The sequence below is a fragment of the Azospirillum melinis genome (genome assembly GCF_013340935.1).
GTDB classification, from domain to species: Bacteria; Pseudomonadota; Alphaproteobacteria; order Azospirillales; family Azospirillaceae; genus Azospirillum; species Azospirillum melinis.
Window position 1 is genome coordinate 98,488 of record NZ_WHOS01000005.1, and the last position, 17,419, is coordinate 115,906.

At 67.4% G+C, this 17,419-nt stretch carries 13 protein-coding genes; 6 read left to right on the forward strand and 7 right to left on the reverse strand.

Annotated features, from left to right (window positions below):
* Positions 1–18: 18 nt before the first annotated feature.
* A complete protein-coding gene (locus GBZ48_RS06155; protein ID WP_174470210.1) occupies positions 19–1,365 on the reverse strand; it encodes an ABC1 kinase family protein in 1,347 nt (448 codons plus the stop codon).
* Between the two features lie 587 nt (positions 1,366–1,952).
* Between GBZ48_RS06155 and GBZ48_RS06160 the strand changes: the two genes are divergently transcribed.
* The 4 genes from GBZ48_RS06160 to guaB all read left to right on the forward strand — a co-directional run bounded on the left by GBZ48_RS06160 (position 1,953) and on the right by guaB (position 6,690).
* Positions 1,953–3,176: an ABC transporter substrate-binding protein gene (locus GBZ48_RS06160; protein ID WP_174470211.1), complete on the forward strand. Its 1,224-nt coding sequence runs from the start codon at positions 1,953–1,955 to the stop codon at positions 3,174–3,176.
* Positions 3,177–3,289: 113 nt separating this feature from the next.
* Positions 3,290–4,312 (forward strand): Ppx/GppA phosphatase family protein, encoded by a 1,023-nt coding sequence (locus GBZ48_RS06165; protein WP_174470212.1) that lies wholly within the window; start codon positions 3,290–3,292, stop codon positions 4,310–4,312.
* Between the two features lie 83 nt (positions 4,313–4,395).
* Positions 4,396–5,103, forward strand: coding sequence for an RlmE family RNA methyltransferase (locus GBZ48_RS06170; RefSeq protein WP_174470213.1), 708 nt, complete (start codon positions 4,396–4,398; stop codon positions 5,101–5,103).
* A gap of 108 nt (positions 5,104–5,211) precedes the next feature.
* Positions 5,212–6,690 carry an IMP dehydrogenase gene (guaB, locus tag GBZ48_RS06175; protein WP_174470214.1) on the forward strand — a complete coding sequence of 493 codons (1,479 nt, stop codon included), beginning with the start codon at positions 5,212–5,214 and terminating at the stop codon, positions 6,688–6,690.
* Positions 6,691–6,720: 30 nt separating this feature from the next.
* Here guaB and GBZ48_RS06180 read toward each other — a convergent pair whose 3' ends face one another.
* Positions 6,721–7,257 carry a hypothetical protein gene (locus GBZ48_RS06180; protein WP_174470215.1) on the reverse strand — a complete coding sequence of 179 codons (537 nt, stop codon included), beginning with the start codon at positions 7,255–7,257 and terminating at the stop codon, positions 6,721–6,723.
* A 161-nt stretch (positions 7,258–7,418) separates the two neighbouring features.
* Here GBZ48_RS06180 and ligA point away from each other — a divergent pair, with 161 nt between their 5' ends.
* Both ligA and GBZ48_RS06190 read left to right on the forward strand, forming a co-directional pair.
* Positions 7,419–9,785, forward strand: a complete 2,367-nt coding sequence (gene ligA, locus GBZ48_RS06185) for an NAD-dependent DNA ligase LigA (RefSeq protein WP_174470216.1) — start codon at positions 7,419–7,421, stop codon at positions 9,783–9,785.
* A gap of 215 nt (positions 9,786–10,000) precedes the next feature.
* Positions 10,001–10,420, forward strand: a complete 420-nt coding sequence (locus GBZ48_RS06190; protein ID WP_174470217.1) for a bacteriohemerythrin — start codon at positions 10,001–10,003, stop codon at positions 10,418–10,420.
* A gap of 269 nt (positions 10,421–10,689) precedes the next feature.
* Here GBZ48_RS06190 and lpxC read toward each other — a convergent pair whose 3' ends face one another.
* The 5 genes from lpxC to GBZ48_RS06215 all read right to left on the reverse strand — a co-directional run bounded on the left by lpxC (position 10,690) and on the right by GBZ48_RS06215 (position 17,342).
* Entirely contained in the window at positions 10,690–11,625 is a 936-nt protein-coding gene (gene lpxC, locus GBZ48_RS06195; protein ID WP_343049340.1) for a UDP-3-O-acyl-N-acetylglucosamine deacetylase, read from the reverse strand.
* Positions 11,626–12,041: 416 nt separating this feature from the next.
* On the reverse strand, positions 12,042–13,970 hold the full coding sequence (gene ftsZ / locus GBZ48_RS06200) for a cell division protein FtsZ (protein ID WP_174470218.1): 1,929 nt from the start codon (positions 13,968–13,970) through the stop codon (positions 12,042–12,044).
* Between the two features lie 121 nt (positions 13,971–14,091).
* On the reverse strand, positions 14,092–15,366 hold the full coding sequence (gene ftsA / locus GBZ48_RS06205) for a cell division protein FtsA (protein ID WP_174470289.1): 1,275 nt from the start codon (positions 15,364–15,366) through the stop codon (positions 14,092–14,094).
* An 84-nt stretch (positions 15,367–15,450) separates the two neighbouring features.
* Positions 15,451–16,410, reverse strand: coding sequence for a cell division protein FtsQ/DivIB (locus GBZ48_RS06210; RefSeq protein ID WP_174470219.1), 960 nt, complete (start codon positions 16,408–16,410; stop codon positions 15,451–15,453).
* Positions 16,395–17,342, reverse strand: coding sequence for a D-alanine--D-alanine ligase (locus GBZ48_RS06215; protein WP_109052115.1), 948 nt, complete (start codon positions 17,340–17,342; stop codon positions 16,395–16,397). The genes GBZ48_RS06210 and GBZ48_RS06215 overlap by 16 nt, the downstream gene beginning before the upstream one ends.
* Positions 17,343–17,419: the final 77 nt, after the last annotated feature.

The following is a 17,419-nucleotide window of genomic DNA, read 5'->3' on the forward strand; positions in this document are numbered from 1 at the left end:
GCTTTCCGCTCCCACACCTCAGTCCGCTGGCGGCAACCCGTGCGCCGCAAGCGCAGCGCTTTGCCGCGCCGCGAGCGCATCGACATCGAAGTCGCGGATCAGACCCTGGAACATCTGGTACCAGTTCAGCTCCGCCTTCAGATGCAGAAACACCGAGCCAAGCCCGACCGCGGCGCGATCCATGAAGACGAACTCCCGCGGGATTTCCACACCGCCGACGCGGCGCAGTTCGGCATGGACCTTGCCCGCCGTCTCGCGGCCGTAATGGCCGCCGTTGGTCTCCTCGATCTTGCGCTGGCGGTCTTCCATGATCGGGGCATAGACGAAGCGCGCCCAGATGTTCAGCACGTCGACCAGCTCGTTCGACGGGTTGACGAAACCCCAGGTGCGGTAGGCCTCCACCGCCTGCTCGCGGTTGTCGGTGCGCAGAGCGTTGTAGAGGTCGATCACGCCTTTGACGAAGCTGGGCTTGAAGACGCGGATGCAGCCGAAATCGAGCAGGTTGATCGAGCGGTCGGGCCGGACCGTGTAGTTGCCCAGATGCGGGTCGCCGTGGATGACGCCGTAATTGTAGAAGGGCACATACCAGGCCCGGAACATGTTCATCGCCAGTTCGTCGCGCGCCTCCGGATGTTCGGCGACGAAGTCCAGGATCTTGCGGCCATGCACCCATCCCATGGTCAGCAGCCGCTTGCTCGACAGCTCCGGCACCACGTCCGGCACATGGACGCCGGGCGTGCCGGCCAGCATCGACCGGTAGAGGCGGGCGTGTTTGGCCTCGCGTTCGTAATCCAGCTCCTCGCGCAGGCGGGCGCCGATCTCCTTCTGGATCTGGCGGGTGGAGATGGCGCTGTCGGTGCGCTCGAAGATCGCGAAGATCAGACCGAGCTGCCGCAGGTCGGCTTCCACCGCCGAGGCCATGTCGGGATATTGCAGCTTGCAGGCAAGTTCCCGCCCGTCCGGCCCGATGGCCTTATGGACCTGACCCAGCGACGCGGCAGCGGCGGCGGTGTGCTCGAAGCTCTGGAAGCGCGACTGCCAGTTGGGGCCAAGCTCGCTTGCCATCCGCCGCTTGACGAAGGGCCAGCCCATCGACGGCGCGTCGGCCTGCAACTGCGCCAGTTCCTGGGTGTATTCCTTCGGCAGGGCGTCGGGAATGGTCGAGAGGATCTGCGCCACCTTCATCAACGGCCCTTTCAGTCCGCCGAGTGCGGCCCGCAGTTCCGCCGCGTGGCGCTCCCGCTCCACGCGGATTCCCAGCACGCGCTCCCCCGCCAGCCGCGCGGCCAGCCCGCCAACGGCGGTGCCGACCCGCGCATACCGCGCGACCCGTCCGCCCCATGTGTTCTCATCGTGTTCCGGCATGCCCACAAGGTGGGTTCGCCTCCGGCAAAAGGCCAGCCCCGCCCGTTCGGAGACCGCCGTATGGAATGCCTCCGAGTGGCGCTGCGACGCAGCATGCGATTTTCTTGACAGCTCTGTGAAAGGAGCGCAGGCTTCCTCTCACAGTAATCAACACCGAGGTGAAGTGAGCGAGCATCGGAAACGCCTTACCGTTCAAGCAGATAGCTTGGGCGGAACAGTAGAGACCGATACCAGGGAGGGTGAGTAAGATCATGACTCCACCGGCGCTTACCTGATTATGCCGATCTGTTCGGCCATCATAACTGAGGTTTCAGTTCCGAATTCTTTCGCCTGATTGGCGACTCCATCCGGGCCGTAGATGCCCGCTGCGAAAGCCCTCGCTTCACCTCGGAGCGAGGGCTTTTGTTTTTTCCGGAGTTTTATCCCCGCCCCAGGGCGGGGAAGAGCGAAGCCCCCGGCAATACGTTTCAAACGATACTGTTTGCATATGAAATCAAATCCCGCTATCCACGGAACCGAACGGTGCGGCAGGACGCCGCAGGTCGGCGTGCGCACCCGTCACACGAAAAGAGGATGGGGAGGATCGCATGGGTCGGTTGCTGAAGCCTTTCGCGCTGGCGGCGCTGCTCGCGACGACGGCATTGTCTGCTGCCGCGATGTCGGCTCAAGCCCAGACCGCCAAGCCGGTGCGAATCGGCGTGCTGGCGGACGAGGCCGGATTCGCGTCCGACATCGGCGGCAAGGGTGCCGTGCTCGCCACCCGGATGGCGGTGGAGGATTTCGGCGGCACTGTGCTTGGCCGGCCGGTCGAGGTCCTGTCGGCGGACATGCAGAACAAGCCGGACGTGGCCTCCAACATCGTTCGCAGCTGGTTCGACGTCGACGGTGTCGATATGGTGACCGACATCCCGGTCTCCTCGGTCGCGCTGGCGGTGCAGGCGGTCGCGCGTGAGAAGAAGAAGGTGCTGATGATCAGCGCTGCGACGACCACCGAACTGACCAATTCCCAATGCTCGCCCTACAGCATCCACTGGGCCGACGACACCGCGTCACTGGCCGTCGGCACGACCAAGGCGGTCGTGCAGTCGGGCGGCACCAGCTGGTACTTTATCACCGCCGACTTCGCCTTCGGCACGGCGATGGAGAAGGCGGCGACCGATGCGATCAAACAGGCCGGCGGCACCGTGGTCGGCGGCGTGCGCCACCCGATGGGCACCAGCGATTTCGGTTCCTACCTGCTGAGCGCCCAGGGCAGCGGCGCCAAGGTGGTGGCGCTGGCCAATGTGGGGGCGGAGACCATCGGCACCATCAAGCAGGCCGGTGAGTTCGGCCTGACCGAGTCCGGCCAGCGGCTTGTCGGCTATATCGTCTTCATCACCGACATCCACTCACTGGGTCTCGACCTTGCCAAGGGTCTCTATGTCACCAGCGGCTTTTATTGGGACCGCAACGACCAGACCCGGTCATGGTCCAAGCGCTTCTTCGAGCGCCACGGCAAGATGCCGACCAAGGAGCAGGCCAACACCTATCTCGCCACCCTGCACTGGCTGAAGGGTGTGAAGGCGGCGGGCACCACCGAGTCCGGGGCGGTCACCGCCGCGATGAAGGCAATGCCGACCGATTATTTCGGCACCCCCGGCAGCATCCGCAAGGACGGCCGCGTGCTGTACGATCTTGAGCTGTACCAGGTGAAAAGCCCGGCGGAGAGCAAGGCGCCGTGGGATTATTACAAGCAGGTCCGCAGCATTCCGGCGGCGGAAGCCTTCCTCCCGATCGAAACCAGCAGCTGTCCCTTCGTGAAAGCCCAGTGACTGGCGCAGAGGTGACCTGCGGGTCGCCGCCGGCGGAATCCGAGTCGAGAGGGGTTCCCGCCGGACTGCGATCCGGGTTACACTCCGCTCTTTAGGTGCTGCGGGGACGGTACGTGGATCTACAGGTGCAAAGCGAGCGGCAGAACGACACCGGACGGTTGCGTTCGTCGGCGCTGGTGCGCCCGGTCTTCGCCGCGCTGGACCTTGGCACCAACAATTGCCGCCTGCTGATCGCCAAGTCGGCGCCGGGCGGCTTCCGCGTCATCGACGCCTTTTCCCGCATCGTCCGCCTGGGCGAGGGGCTGAGTCGCAACGACCATTTGTCGGAGCCCGCGATGGAACGCACCATTGCGGCTCTGCGCGTTTGCGGCTCCAAGATCGAGCGCCGCGGCTGCACCGCCGTCCGCGCCGTCGGGACCGAGGCCTGCCGCCGCGCCAGCAACACCGCCGCCTTCGTCGAGGCGGTGGAGCGCGAGACCGGCATCCCCCTGGAAATCATCTCCAGCCAGGAGGAGGGACGGCTGGCGCTGGCCGGCTGTGCCGCATTGCTGGAGCCGACCCATCCCTATGCCATCGTCTTCGACATCGGCGGCGGCTCGACCGAGCTGATGTGGTTGCAGGTGGAGAAGGGCAGGGCGCCGCGCCTGCTCGATCAGACCTCCATCCGCTGCGGCGTCATCGGCCTGACCGAGGAATATGGCGGCCCCAACGTCACCCGCGCCAACTACACCCAGATGGTGGAGGCGGTCGCCGACGCCATCGCCCCGTTCGAGGCGCGCAACCGCATCCAGAGCCGCGTCGCCGCCGGCAAGGTGCAGATGCTCGGCACTTCGGGCACGGTGACGACGCTGGCCGGCGTGCATCTGGGGCTGTGCCGTTACGACCGCCGGGCGGTGGACGGCAGCTATCTGCGGGTGGACCATGCCCGGGCGGTGATCGACCATCTGGTCGCGCAGGATTTCGACGGTCGCGCCCGCCATCCCTGCATCGGCCAGGACCGTGCCGATCTGGTGGTCGCCGGCTGCGCCGTTCTGGACGCGCTGTGCGACGTTTGGCCGGTGGAACGGCTGCGCATCGCCGACCGGGGTCTGCGCGAAGGAATTCTGGTGGACCTGATCGGGGCCGCCGGCGAATGAACCGGTAACGACACCGGATGTATGATCGGGCAGGTGGGGAAGGCTTCCCGCCTGTGCCGGATGACCGAGGAACAGCAGCGATCATGACCGAAAAGACTCCGTCGACGCGTCCGGGTGGACGCCGTGCCACGGTCCGTGTGAAGACCGCCGGCAAGCGTACGGAATCCTCCAAGCGCTGGCTGGAGCGCCACCTGAACGACCCCTATGTGGCCGAGGCGACCAAGCGCGGCTACCGCTCGCGCGCGGCGTTCAAGCTGTTGCAACTGGACGAGAAGTTCCGCCTGCTCGCCCCCGGCAAGCGCGTGGTCGATCTCGGCGCCGCCCCCGGCGGCTGGACCCAGATCGCGGTGGAGAGGGTGCAGACCGCCAAGGAGGGCTGGAAGGTCGTCGGGCTGGACATCCTGCCGATGGACCCCGTCCCCGGCGCCACCACCATGCAGGCCGACTTCCTAGAAGAGGGTGCAGCCGACCGGCTGAAGGACGCGCTGGGCGGCCCGGCCGATCTGGTGCTGAGCGACATGGCGGCTCCCACCACCGGCCACCAGCAGACCGACCATCTGCGCATCATGGGGCTGGCCGAGGCCGCCTATGATTTCGCGGAGGAGGTGCTGGCCCCCGGCGGCGCCTTCGTCGCCAAGCTGTTCCAGGGTGGGGCCGAGCGCTCCCTGCTCGACCGGCTGCGGCGCGACTTCGCCGTCGTCAAACATGCCAAGCCGCCGGCCAGCCGCGCGGAATCGTCGGAGACCTATGTCGTCGCCACCGGGTTCCGCGGCGGCAACGTGAACGACTGACTACGACTCTTTTCGCACTTGCATAACAGATGCTGTGTGCGCACGGGTTCACAAGCCCATGGTCTTGTGTATAAGTGCGCCACGTTTATCTTCCGGGAGATTAGACACATGGCGCGCGACACCAAAATCCGCGAAGCCCTGACCTTCGACGACGTCCTGCTGGTTCCGGCCGAAAGCTCGGTCCTGCCGAACGACGTGGACACCCGGACAAGATTGACGAAGACCATCGAGCTGGGCATCCCCCTGATGTCCTCGGCGATGGACACGGTGACCGAAAGCCGTCTCGCCATCGCCATGGCCCAGGCCGGCGGCATCGGCGTCGTCCATCGCAACCTGACCATCGAGCAGCAGGCCGAAGAGGTCCGCAAGGTCAAGCGCTTCGAATCGGGCATGGTCGTCAACCCGATCACCATCACGCCGAACGCGACGCTGGCCGACGCCCTGCAGCTGATGGCCGACTATCGCATCTCCGGCATCCCGGTGGTGGAGAGCCGCGACCAGCTCGGCAGCGGCAAGCTGGTCGGCATGCTGACCAACCGCGACGTCCGCTTCGCCACCGATCCGAAGCAGCCGGTCAGCGAACTGATGACCAAGGATCTGGTGACCGTCCGCGAGGGCGTCAGCCAGGAGGAAGGCAAGCGCCTGCTCCACCAGCACCGCATCGAGAAGCTGCTGGTCGTCGACGAGGATTACCGCTGCATCGGCCTCGTCACCGTCAAGGACATCGAGAAGGCGCAGGCCTATCCGAACGCCTGCAAGGACAGCAAGGGCCGGCTGCGCGTCGCCGCCGCCACCGGCACCGGCAGCGATGGTCTGGCCCGTGCCGAGGCCCTGTTCGACGCCGGCGTCGACGTGCTGGTGGTCGACACCGCGCACGGCCATTCGCTGAAGGTGCTCGATCAGGTCCGCGCCGCCCGCGCCCTGTCCAGCTACACCCAGGTCATCGCCGGCAACGTCGCCACCGCCGAAGCGGCCAAGGCGCTGATCGACGCCGGTGTGGATGCCGTCAAGGTCGGCATCGGCCCCGGCTCCATCTGCACCACCCGCATCATCGCCGGCGTCGGTGTGCCGCAGCTGACTGCGGTCATGGATGTGGTGGAGGAGTGCGAGAAGCACGGCATCCCGGTGATCGCCGACGGCGGCATCAAGTATTCGGGCGATCTGGCCAAGGCGATTGCCGGCGGTGCCAGCGTCGCCATGCTGGGCAGCCTGTTCGCCGGCACCGACGAAAGCCCGGGCGAGGTCATCCTGTTCCAGGGCCGCTCCTACAAGAGCTACCGCGGCATGGGCTCTGTCGGCGCCATGGCGCGCGGCTCGGCGGACCGTTACTTCCAGCAGGAGGTTTCGACCATGAAGCTGGTACCGGAAGGCGTTGAAGGCCGTGTCCCCTACAAGGGTCCGGTGTCGGCGGTCATCCACCAGCTGGTCGGCGGCCTGCGCGCGGCCATGGGCTACACCGGCAGCGCCTCCATTGCCGAGATGCGCGAGAAGTGCCAGTTCGTCCGCATCACCAATGCGGGCCTGCGCGAAAGCCACGTTCACGACATCACCATCACCAACGAGTCGCCGAACTACCGGCAGGGCTGACGGTGGATCGGGGAGCGTCGCCGCCGGCAATCACCCGGCGGCGACGCTCCCCTCCGCCACCATCTTCCAGGGCTGCCACCCGCCCAGCCGCACGCCGACCGCGAGGCTGGTGAAGGGGATCCGCAGTTCGATGTCCCGCGGCTGGAAAAAGGTCAGCCGTTCCGGTTCGCCCCGGTCGTCGAATTCCAGCCGGGCGCCTTTGGGCTCGGGCGCATACTCGTCGCTCATCACCTGCCAGATTTCCAGGTCGCTGCCGTGGTTGGTGATCTTGTACTGGCCGCAGCGCCAGGTCGCCGCTTCACCGACGCTGCCCTCCACCACCTTCTTGTCGCCTTCCATCCGCACGTCGCCGATCCCGGCGGCCTCGCCCTTCATCGACGGCCCCTGCCGTTCGGCACGGAAGCCCAGCCGCAGCCAGGCCGAGCGGCTGTGCGGGATCAGCCGGCGCACCGTGCGTGCGTCATCGGCCGCGAAATGGTCGGGGTCGTCATAGAGAATACGGTCCAGCGCGGCGGCGACGATCATGCGGTCGTCGATGCGCAGGTCCGGTGCAGTGGCTTTGCTCATCAGGCCAAGGGACTCCGAAGGGTGTGCCCATAGTATATAGGGACTTACGCCGGCCGTCGCCCCGATGAGGTCCGCGCCCCGACAGACTCCCGAAACCGGTTCCCAGGCGCTATCCTGCGCGGCCCTTCTCCGGAAGACCCCGATTCGTCACGAGACGCGCCATGCAGGACCTGTTCGACACGCCGCCCAATCCCCGCAGCATCGCCACCGATGCCCTGACGCCGGACCAGGCGGCGGCGGAGCTGGCGGCGCTGGCCGCCGAGATCGCCCACCATGACCGGCTCTATCACCAGCAGGACCAGCCGGAGATCTCCGACGCCGACTATGACGCGCTGGTCCGCCGCAACATCGCCATCGAGGCGCGCTTTCCCGAGCTGCGCCGAACCGATTCGCCCAGCCTGCGTGTCGGCGCCGCCCCGGCCGCCGGTTTCGGCAAGGTGCGCCATGCCATCCCGATGCTGTCGCTGGGCAACGCCTTCGCGCCGGAAGATGTGGCGGAGTTCGATGCCCGTGTCCGCCGCTTCCTCGGCCTGTCCGACGATGCGCCGCTGACCTTCGTTGCTGAGCCGAAGATCGACGGGCTGTCCTGCTCGCTGCGCTATGAGAAGGGCGAACTGGTTCTGGCCGCCACCCGTGGCGACGGGGCGGAAGGCGAGAACGTCACCGCCAATGTCCGCACCATCCGCGACGTGCCGCACCGCCTGCCGGCGCCCTTCCCCGAGGTTCTGGAGGTCCGCGGCGAGGTCTATATGAGCCGCGACGATTTCCTGGCGATGAACGCCGCCCGTGCCGAGAAGGGCGAGCAGCTGTTCGCCAACCCGCGCAACGCGGCAGCCGGCAGCCTGCGCCAACTCGATTCCTCCATCACCGCGTCCCGGCCGCTCTGCTTCTTCGGCTATGCGCTGGGCGAAGTGTCGGAGCCGATTGCCGACACGCAATGGGGCATCCGCGAGCGGTTGAAGGGCTGGGGATTCCAACTGAACCGGCCGGCGGAGCTGTGCGATGGCAAGGACAAGCTGCTGGCCTATTACGAGGGCATCGGCCGGCGGCGCGCCGGTTTGCCCTTCGACATCGACGGCGTCGTCTACAAGGTCGACAGCCTGGAGCTACAGCAGCGGCTGGGCTTCGTCAGCCGGGCGCCGCGCTGGGCCATTGCCCACAAGTTCCCGGCCGAACAGGCGCAGACCCGGTTGAAGGAGATCACCATCCAGGTCGGCCGCACCGGTGCCCTGACCCCGGTGGCGGAGCTGGAGGACATCACCGTCGGTGGCGTCGTCGTCAGCCGCGCCACCCTGCACAATGAGGACGAGATCGCCCGCAAGGACATCCGCGTCGGCGACCTCGTGGTGGTGCAGCGCGCCGGCGACGTCATCCCACAGGTGGTGGAGGTGGTGCTGTCGCAGCGCCCGGCCGATTCGATCCCCTATGTGGCGCCGGAGACCTGCCCAGTCTGTGGCAGCCTCGCCATCCGCGAGGCAGGCGAGGTGGTGCGGCGCTGCACCGGCGGGCTGATCTGTGCCGCCCAGGCGAAGGAGCGGCTGCGCCATTTCGTCTCCCGCGACGCCTTCGACATCGAAGGACTCGGCGAGAAGATCATCGAGGAGTTCTGGGACGAGGGCTTCATCAAGTCGCCGGTCGACATCTTCACCCTTGAAGGTCGTGTTGAACTGATCGGCCGGCCGGGCTGGAAGGAGAAGTCGGTCCAGAACCTGTTCAAGGCCATCCAGCAGCGACGCGACGGCATCGACCTGCATCGGGTGATCTACGCGCTCGGCATCCGCCATGTCGGCGAGGTGACGGCCAAGTCGCTGGCCCGCCACTACAAGACCATGCCGGGCTGGGTCGACGGCATGCTGGCGGCGGAGAGAGCGATGCCCGGCCAGGAATGGCGGGACCTGCACGCGTTGAGCGGTGTCGGTCCGGTCACTGCCGATACCATCCTTGCCTGGTTCGCCGATTCCGAAAGCGCGTCCAAGCTCGACTTCTATGCCGGCAACGATGCGCTGCGGCTGGAGACCATCATCGGTTCGCTCGGCATCAAGCGGCTGAACACCCGCGCCGCCCAGGCGCTGGCCACCCGCTACGGCACCCTGTCCGACTGGCGGGCGGCGATGGAGCGTGCGGTGGCGCAGGCACCGGGTCAGCCTTGGCTCGATCTGGTCGCCACCCCCGATGTCGGCGAGGTGGCCGCCGAGGAACTGGCCGGCTTCTTCGCGGAGGAGCGCAACCTCGTTATCGTCCGCGGCCTGATGGAGCGGTTGACCGTGCTGGAGGCCGAACTGCCGAAGGCCAGCAACTCCCCCATCGCCGGCAAGACGGTGGTCTTCACCGGAACGCTGGAGCGGATGACCAGATCGGAGGCGAAGGCCCGTGCCGAATCGCTCGGCGCCAAGGTGGCGGGCTCCGTTTCCGGCAAGACCGACTATCTGGTCGCCGGGGCGGACGCTGGCAGCAAGGCGGCCAAGGCCAAGGAACTGGGCGTCGAAATCCTGACCGAGGACGAGTGGCTGACCAGGATCGGCGGCTGACCGGCGCCGCCTCCGGCCTTCGCCAAAATGTCGCATCCCCGTTCGACCGGATTGACGGACGGGGATTGGGGGAGTGAGATCAGAAAACGCTTATAGTCAGAAGCGCAACGATGCCGGACAGATGGACCGCCCCGAAAACGGGACGGCGCCGACGGGCGGTCATAACGCCCGCACCCGCCTGCCCGGCTGCCAACGAAGGGGACGAAGGAAACGCCATGGAGCCAATTCAGTGGTCGCGCTGGATGAGCGTGGGCAACGACGCTCTGGACGAGGATCACCGCGTCCTGATCGCCATCGTCAACAAGCTGTATGACGACACGAACCGCCAGGATCCGGCCCTGATCGAAGCCATCCTGGACGAGCTGATTGCCTACACCCGCCATCACTTTGCGGAGGAGGAGGCGCAGATGGAGCAGCTGAACTATCCGACCTTCGCCGCGCACAAGACCCTGCACGACCGGCTGACCCGGCAGGTCGAAAGCTACCGCAACGAATTCCGCGCGGGTGGCAGCCGTATCAGCGGCGAAGAGGTGTTCCTGTTCTGCTCTGACTGGCTGGGCAAGCACATTCTCAAGGAAGACACCCGCTTCGGCGAATATGCCGGCACTGGGGCGGAGATGGCGACGGCGGGGTAGGGAGCCCTGCCTGTCCCGAGAGGGGGCACTCTCGGCACCCGTGCAGATCTCATATTAAGACAATTGCCTAAAATACTGGAATAAATCAGAAATCGGAAAATTCCACCAAATTGCGCAGAGCGTCCGCTCCGAGAGGGGAGGGCGCTTTTGCTTTGTGCGAATCGCGGCAGCGGCAGGGGAGGGGAATGCGCCAAAGAAAAAGCCCTCCCCGGTGGGGGAGGGCAGAGGCAGACCTCTCGAAAAAGACCGTCCCGGAACGATGATGGCGATCAGGCGACCGCCAGCTGCTCCAGGCCGCGGCGCGCGACCGGCAGCGAAACCGCCGTCTCGAAGCGCCAAGCGCTGCGGTCGGCGAACAGCGCACGCAGCAGCTGGTTGTTCAGGGCATGGCCGGAGCGCACACCATGGAAGTGGCCGACGATCGGCGCACCGGCCAGATACAGGTCACCGACGGCGTCCAGGATCTTGTGGCGGACGAACTCGTCCTTGAAGCGCAGGCCCTCGGCGTTCATCACCGTGTCGCCGGAGATGACCACCGCGTTGTCCAGCGAGCCGCCGCGGGCGAGGCCCATCTTGCGCAGCCCCTCGACCTCGTGCAGGAAGCCGAAGGTGCGAGCGCGGCTGATCTCGTCCTTGAAGCTGTCCGGATCGATCTCCAGGGCGCGGGCCTGACGGGAGATGGCGGCGCTGTCGAAGTCGATCTCGAAGCTGTAGCTGGTCGCATCGTCCGGAGTGAAGGACGCGCTCTTGACGCCGTCGCCGATGGCGACCGGCTTCAGGATGCGGATGAAGCGGCGGGGCGACTTCTGCACGGCGATGCCGGCCTGCTCGATGGCGGCGACGAAGGGAGCGGCGCTGCCGTCCATGATCGGCACCTCGATACCATCCAGCGAAACCACGGCGTTGTCGATGCCGCAGCCGGCCAGCGCCGACATCAGATGCTCGATCGTGCCGACGGTGGTGCCGTGGTCATTGCCGATCACGGTGCACAGGCGGGTGTCGACAACCGTGTCCCAGCGCGCCGGAATTACAGCGGCCGCACCACGGAGATCGGTGCGCAGGAAAGTGATCCCGGAATTCGCATCGGCCGGCGAAATCGTCAGCGTGACGATGACGCCCGAATGCAGCCCGACGCCGGCGATGGTCACCGACTTCTTCAGGGTCTGCTGGAACATGCCGTCCACGTTGCTGCGATTGTTGGCCACGATGTCTTTTCCATCTTGGTCGTGAAGGAGAGGTTTTCTGCGATCTGCGCCGCTTGACCTTGGGAGATCATCGCGTCGGCAGCTTTCGCTTTCGACCATGCTGATAGGTAACACCGGGGATCGGAAATCGGCAAATCACTCATTGTTACCGTTTGTTGCAAGGCAAAAGTGGTGCGCAATACAAGCAATCAGTTGTTTGATGGAAGTAGCGTGAAATAAAAAATCCCCGGCGACGCACGACGGCATCACCGGGGTCCGAAAGGTTCGGTCAGGTTGTGGAGCCGCCGGCGCCGCGATTAGGAGGCTGCGGCGACGGCGGTTATCTCCGGCTTTCGCCGGGATCGGCCGGCCGCCAAACCCGATATGTCGTCGGGGAAGGCGGCCAAGATCGGTTTACGTCCGGACGTTCCGGCGCCTCAGTTGGCCTGACGGCGCAGGAAGGCCGGGATGTCCAGTTCCTCCTGTTCGGCCGGCTTGCCATCGGCCCGCGGGGCCGGAGCCTGCGCCTGCGGAGTGGCGGGATAGCCCGGCGCATGCTGCGGAGCGGACTGCTGCGGCGGATAGACCGGCTGCTGCTGCGGCGCTGCCGGATACTGCTGGCCCGCCGGGTAGCCCTGGTGGGGAGCCTGCGGCGGCTGCTGCGGGTAGGCGGGCTGCTGCTGCGGATAGCCCTGGGGGGCCGGCTGGTACTGTTGCGGGGCCGGCTGCGGCTGATAGGCCTGCGGCGCGGGCTGCTGTTGCACCGGCTGCGGTGCCGGTTCGGACTTGCGACCCAGGCCGGTCACCAGACCGAAGAGGAAGTTGCCCTTGCGGGCCGGCGCCGGTTCCGGCGCGGGGGCCGGGGCCGGACCGACGGACAGGCCGCCCGGATGCTGCTGGCCGGGGTGCTGCTGATGGCCCTGCGGGGCGGCATGGTGATGCTGCGGCGCCATCGGGGCCGGCTGCTGCGGCTGGTGCTGCGGCTGCTGGTGGCTCTGCATCTGCGGCGCCTGCGGGGCGTGCTGCTGGTGGGCCGGCTGCTGCGGGGTCGACAGCGGCGCGGCGCCGACGGTCACCGGCTGGCGCGGACCGGCGTCGGCCGGCTTCGGCGCGAAGAAGTGGCCGCCCTGGTTCTCGCCATGCAGCGGACCGGCGGCCGGCTTCGGAGCCTCGACAGGCTGCTGGCCATACTGCTGGGCCGGGTCGTGCTGGATGGCGGCGGCACCGGCGGTGACCGGCTGCGGCGTGCGCAGGCCGGCTGCGGCGCTGGGAATGGCCGAGCCTTGGGCGGCGGCCGGAGCCGGGGCGCCGGTCAGGTTGCCGGGAGCGGCCGGCTTCTTGGCGCGGTCGCCGACCAGCGACAGGTTGACCGGGTGCAGGGTGCGCGGGTTGCTCATCGCCGCGGCGTCGATGCCGGTGGCGACGACCGACACGCGCATCACGCCGTCCAGCGAGCTGTCGAAGGTCGAGCCGAAGATGATGTTGGCGTCGGGGTCGACCTCGTCACGGACGCGGTTGGCCGCTTCGTCGACCTCGAACAGGGTCATGTCGTAGCCGCCGGTGATGTTGATGAGGACGCCGCGGGCACCCTTCATCGACACGTCGTCCAGCAGCGGGTTGGAGATGGCGGCCTCGGCGGCTTCGATGGCGCGGCGTTCGCCGCCGGCCTCGCCGGTGCCCATCATCGCCTTGCCCATCTCGGTCATCACGGACCGGATGTCGGCGAAGTCCAGGTTGATCAGGCCGGGCATCACCATCAGGTCGGTGACGCCGCGCACGCCAGAATGCAGAACGTCGTCGGCCATCTTGAAGGCGTCCGCGAAGGTCGTCTTCTCGTTGGCGATGCGGAACAGGTTCTGGTTCGGGATGATGATGAGGGTGTCGACATACTGCTGCAGTTCGGCGATGCCGCCTTCTGCCAGCCGCATGCGGTGACCGCCCTCGAAATGGAAGGGCTTGGTGACGACGCCGACGGTCAGGATGCCGCGCTCGCGGGCCGCGCGCGCGATGACCGGGGCCGCACCGGTGCCGGTGCCACCGCCCATGCCGGCGGTGATGAAGACCATGTTGGAGCCTTCGAGATACTGGACGATCTCGTCGATCTGCTCCTCGGCCGAGGCACGGCCGACGTCCGGCTTGGAGCCGGCGCCCAGACCGCGGGTGGTGCCGGTGCCGAGCTGGATGCGCTTTTCGCACAAGGAACCCTTCAGCGCCTGCGCGTCGGTGTTGCCGACGACGAAGTCCACGCCTTCCAGGTTCGACTTGATCATGTTGTTGACGGCGTTGCCGCCGGCCCCGCCGACGCCGAACACGGTAATGCGCGGCTTCAGTTCGGGCTCGATCTGGGGGATGGTCACGTTGATCATTCTATTCAGGCCTCCACAACCTGTTTTCGTTGGGTTTGATGTTTGATATGCCGCGACCGGCGCCCGGTTGTGTCCGGTGTCTGTCCGTTCGGGAATCGGTGAATGGCTGTGGCGAGGATCATTACAGATTCTCCCGCAGCCACAGGCCGACGCGGCCGAGGAGCCCGGTTGACGCGACCGCCTCTTGGCCGGTCACCATCAGCTCCGTCGGGTTGCGGACGGCATGTAGGAGAAGGCCCGCCACCGTCGAGAAGGCCGGTCCGCCATGCGCCTCGTTGAGGCCGGCGATCCGGGTGGGGCGGGCGATGCGGACCTGCTTGTCGAGGATGGGGGCGGCCATCTCGCGCGTGTTGGGCAGCTGGCTGGCGCCGCCGGTCAGGACGACGCGCCGGCCGACCAGCTGGGAGTGGCCGGACTGCTCGATGGCGCTGCGCACCTCTTCGAAGATCTCTTCCATCCGCGCCTGGATGATGCTGACCAGGAAGGAGCGCGGGTGGCTGGCGGTGCCGCTGCCGCTGCGCTCGTCCTCGCCGATCTGCGGCACCTCGATCATCTCGCGCTCGTCGGCCGGGTTCACCCGGGCGCTGCCGTAGAGCACCTTCAGCCGCTCGGCATGGACCAGCGGGGTCGCCAGCCCGTGGGCGATGTCGTTGGTGACGTGCCGGCCGCCCAGGGGGACGAAGCCGGTCCACACCAGATTGCCCTCGGCGAAAATCGAGATGGTGGTGCCGCCGCCGCCGATGTCGACGCAGGCCGCCCCCATCTCCATCTCGTCCTCGACCAGACAGGCGAGGCCGGAGGCGAAGGGGCTGACGACGATGGACTCGATGTTCAGGTGGCAGCGGGCGATGCAGGCGTGCAGCGTGCGGATGGCGCCGGCCGCCGCGGTGACGACGTGTAGCTGGGCGCCCAGCGTGTGGCCGCTCATCCCCTTGGGATCGCGGATGCCGCGGCTGCCGTCCAGGGTGAAGCCAAGCGGGATGGTGTGGATCAGCGCCTGATCGGGGCCGGCCTGCAAAGTGCGGGCATGGGCCATGGCGCGTCGGATGTCGCCCTCCGTGACCTCCTGGCCGGAGACGGGGACGGTGGCGGTAAAGGCGTGGGAGCGGGGATGGCCCATCGACAGGTTGACGACGACGTCGTGCACCGTCTCGCCTGCCATCTGTTCGGCGGCATGGACGGCGGCACCGATCGAGGTCTCCGCCGCCTCCATGTCGATGATGGTCCCGGCGCGGATGCCCGTGGCGATCTGGTGGCCGACGCCGATCACGCGGAGGGAGCCGGGCTCCCCCATCCGCGCGATGACGCAGCACACCTTCGTCGAGCCGACGTCCAGCGCCGTGACGATCCCGCCACGGGCCGGCCGCTTCGGCTTCTTGGCGCCGTTGAGTCCCATCCCGAACATGCCCCCCAAGACTTTCCCTCGACTCCTGTCCGCCGGCGACGGGCGCTTCCCCACAAGCGCCTGTCGTCGCCGGGGCTAAGATTTCTTGCCGTTTTTCTTCTTCGTGTCGTCCTCCCAGCCTGGAAGCTGGGCGGTGGCGGAGGTCTGGATCGCGGCCTTGTCGGGCAGGCGCAGGTCGATGGCGACGATGTCGCGGTCCAGCACATGGCTGGCCGTGTGCATCTGCTCCAGCTGGCGCAGCGCGCGGCGCATGTCAGCATTGCCTTCCGGCAGCTTCACCGTCACGCCGTTGCTGAGCTGAAGGTTCCAGCGGCGGTCGCTGATCCAGCTGGCGGACGACAGCATCGGGGCGATGGTCGGCGCGCCGTCCAGCGCCGACAGCAGGGTGTGGACCTGCTGCGGAGCGTTGGCGCCGATCACCTGCGGCAGAGTCTCGATCCGCTGGTTGCCGCGGCGCGCCAGTTCCGCCGCGTCGGCCAGCGGACGGCCGGCGCGGTCGATGACGGTGAACTGACGGTCATGCTGCCAGATCGCCATAGGCTGGCGCTCGGACAGGCGGATGTAGAGGAAGCCGGGCAGACGCCGCTCGATGGAGGCGGACGACACCCAGGGCAACTCCTCCAGCCGCTGTTTGGCATCGGCAAGGTCGATGGACAGGATCGGCTCGCCACGGCGCACGCCCAGCGCGTCGAGCACGACGTCGCGCTCGGTCTCGCTGCGGCCGACCACCAGGATCTCCGACAGGCGGAAGCCCATGTCGCCGGTCAGGCGGATGACGCTTTCCTGCGCCGCCTCCATCGTCTCGGCCAGATTGCCGCGCTTCCAGGTCGAGCCGGCGGCACCGGCCAGTCCCAGCACCGGCACCAGCAGCAGCGCCGCCTTGATGGCGGAGCGGGTCCAACGCGGCCAAGCGCGGCGGCGCTTGCCTTTTTCCGCCGACGCGGCCATGGCGCGCGGCGGGGTCGGCATCTCGTCCCGGGCACGCGCGCCGGCGGCGGCGCGGAAGTCCGGGTCGGCCATCAGGCGAGCTGACATGCGGCATTCTCCACGAGCCAGCCGACCAGCGCGCCGTAGGTGATCCCCACATGCGCGGCCTGTTCGGGCACCAGCGACAGGGGCGTCATGCCCGGCTGGTTGTTGATCTCCAGGAAGTACAGACCGTCCGTTCCCGGCCGGCTGTCATCCCAGCGGAAGTCGCTGCGCGACACGCCCCGGCAGCCCAGGGTGTTGTGCGCCAGCACCGCCAGCCGCTTCGCCTCCTCCGCAACGACCTCGGGGATCGCGGCGGGGACGGTGTGGACGGCGTGTCCGGCGCTGTATTTCGCGGTGTAGTCGTAGAGCTGAGCCTGGAAGACGATCTCGGTCACCGCCAAAGCGCGGTCACCCATGACGCCCACGGTCAGCTCGCGACCGGGGATGAACTCCTCGATCAGCGCGCGCTCGCCAAAGGTCCACGCATCGCCGACCGGGCTGTTCTGCCCCTCGCGGACCAGGGTTACGCCAACGGTCGAGCCTTCGTCCACAGGCTTGACGATATAGGGCGCAGGCATGGGGTGGCTGCCGCCGGTGATCTCTCCACGTGACAGCACCATGCCCTTGGGCGAGCGGACGCCGACGGTGTCCAGCACGCGCTTGGTCATCGCCTTGTCCATGGAGATGGCGGCGGCCTGGACGCCCGAATGGGTGTAGGGCAGGCCGAGGAACTCCAGCACGCCCTGGATCGTCCCGTCCTCGCCGCCGCGGCCATGCAGGGCGTTGAACACCACGTCGGGGCGCGGGCTGCTCAGGGCGTGCATCAGCCCGCCCAAGTCGCGCTGCACGTCGATGGCGGTGACGCGGTAGCCTTCCTCCTCCAGCGCCTTGGCGACGCCGGCCCCGCTGACCAGAGACACCTCGCGCTCGGCCGACCAGCCGCCCATCAGGACGGCGACATGCTTCTTGTGGGCGTGCAGAAGGGCTTCGGTCATGCGTGGCCTCCGTCGGCCGTCTCTCCCTCTCCCCCCCGGGGAGAGGGTTGGGGTGAGGGGGAACCGTCGGCTGGAGC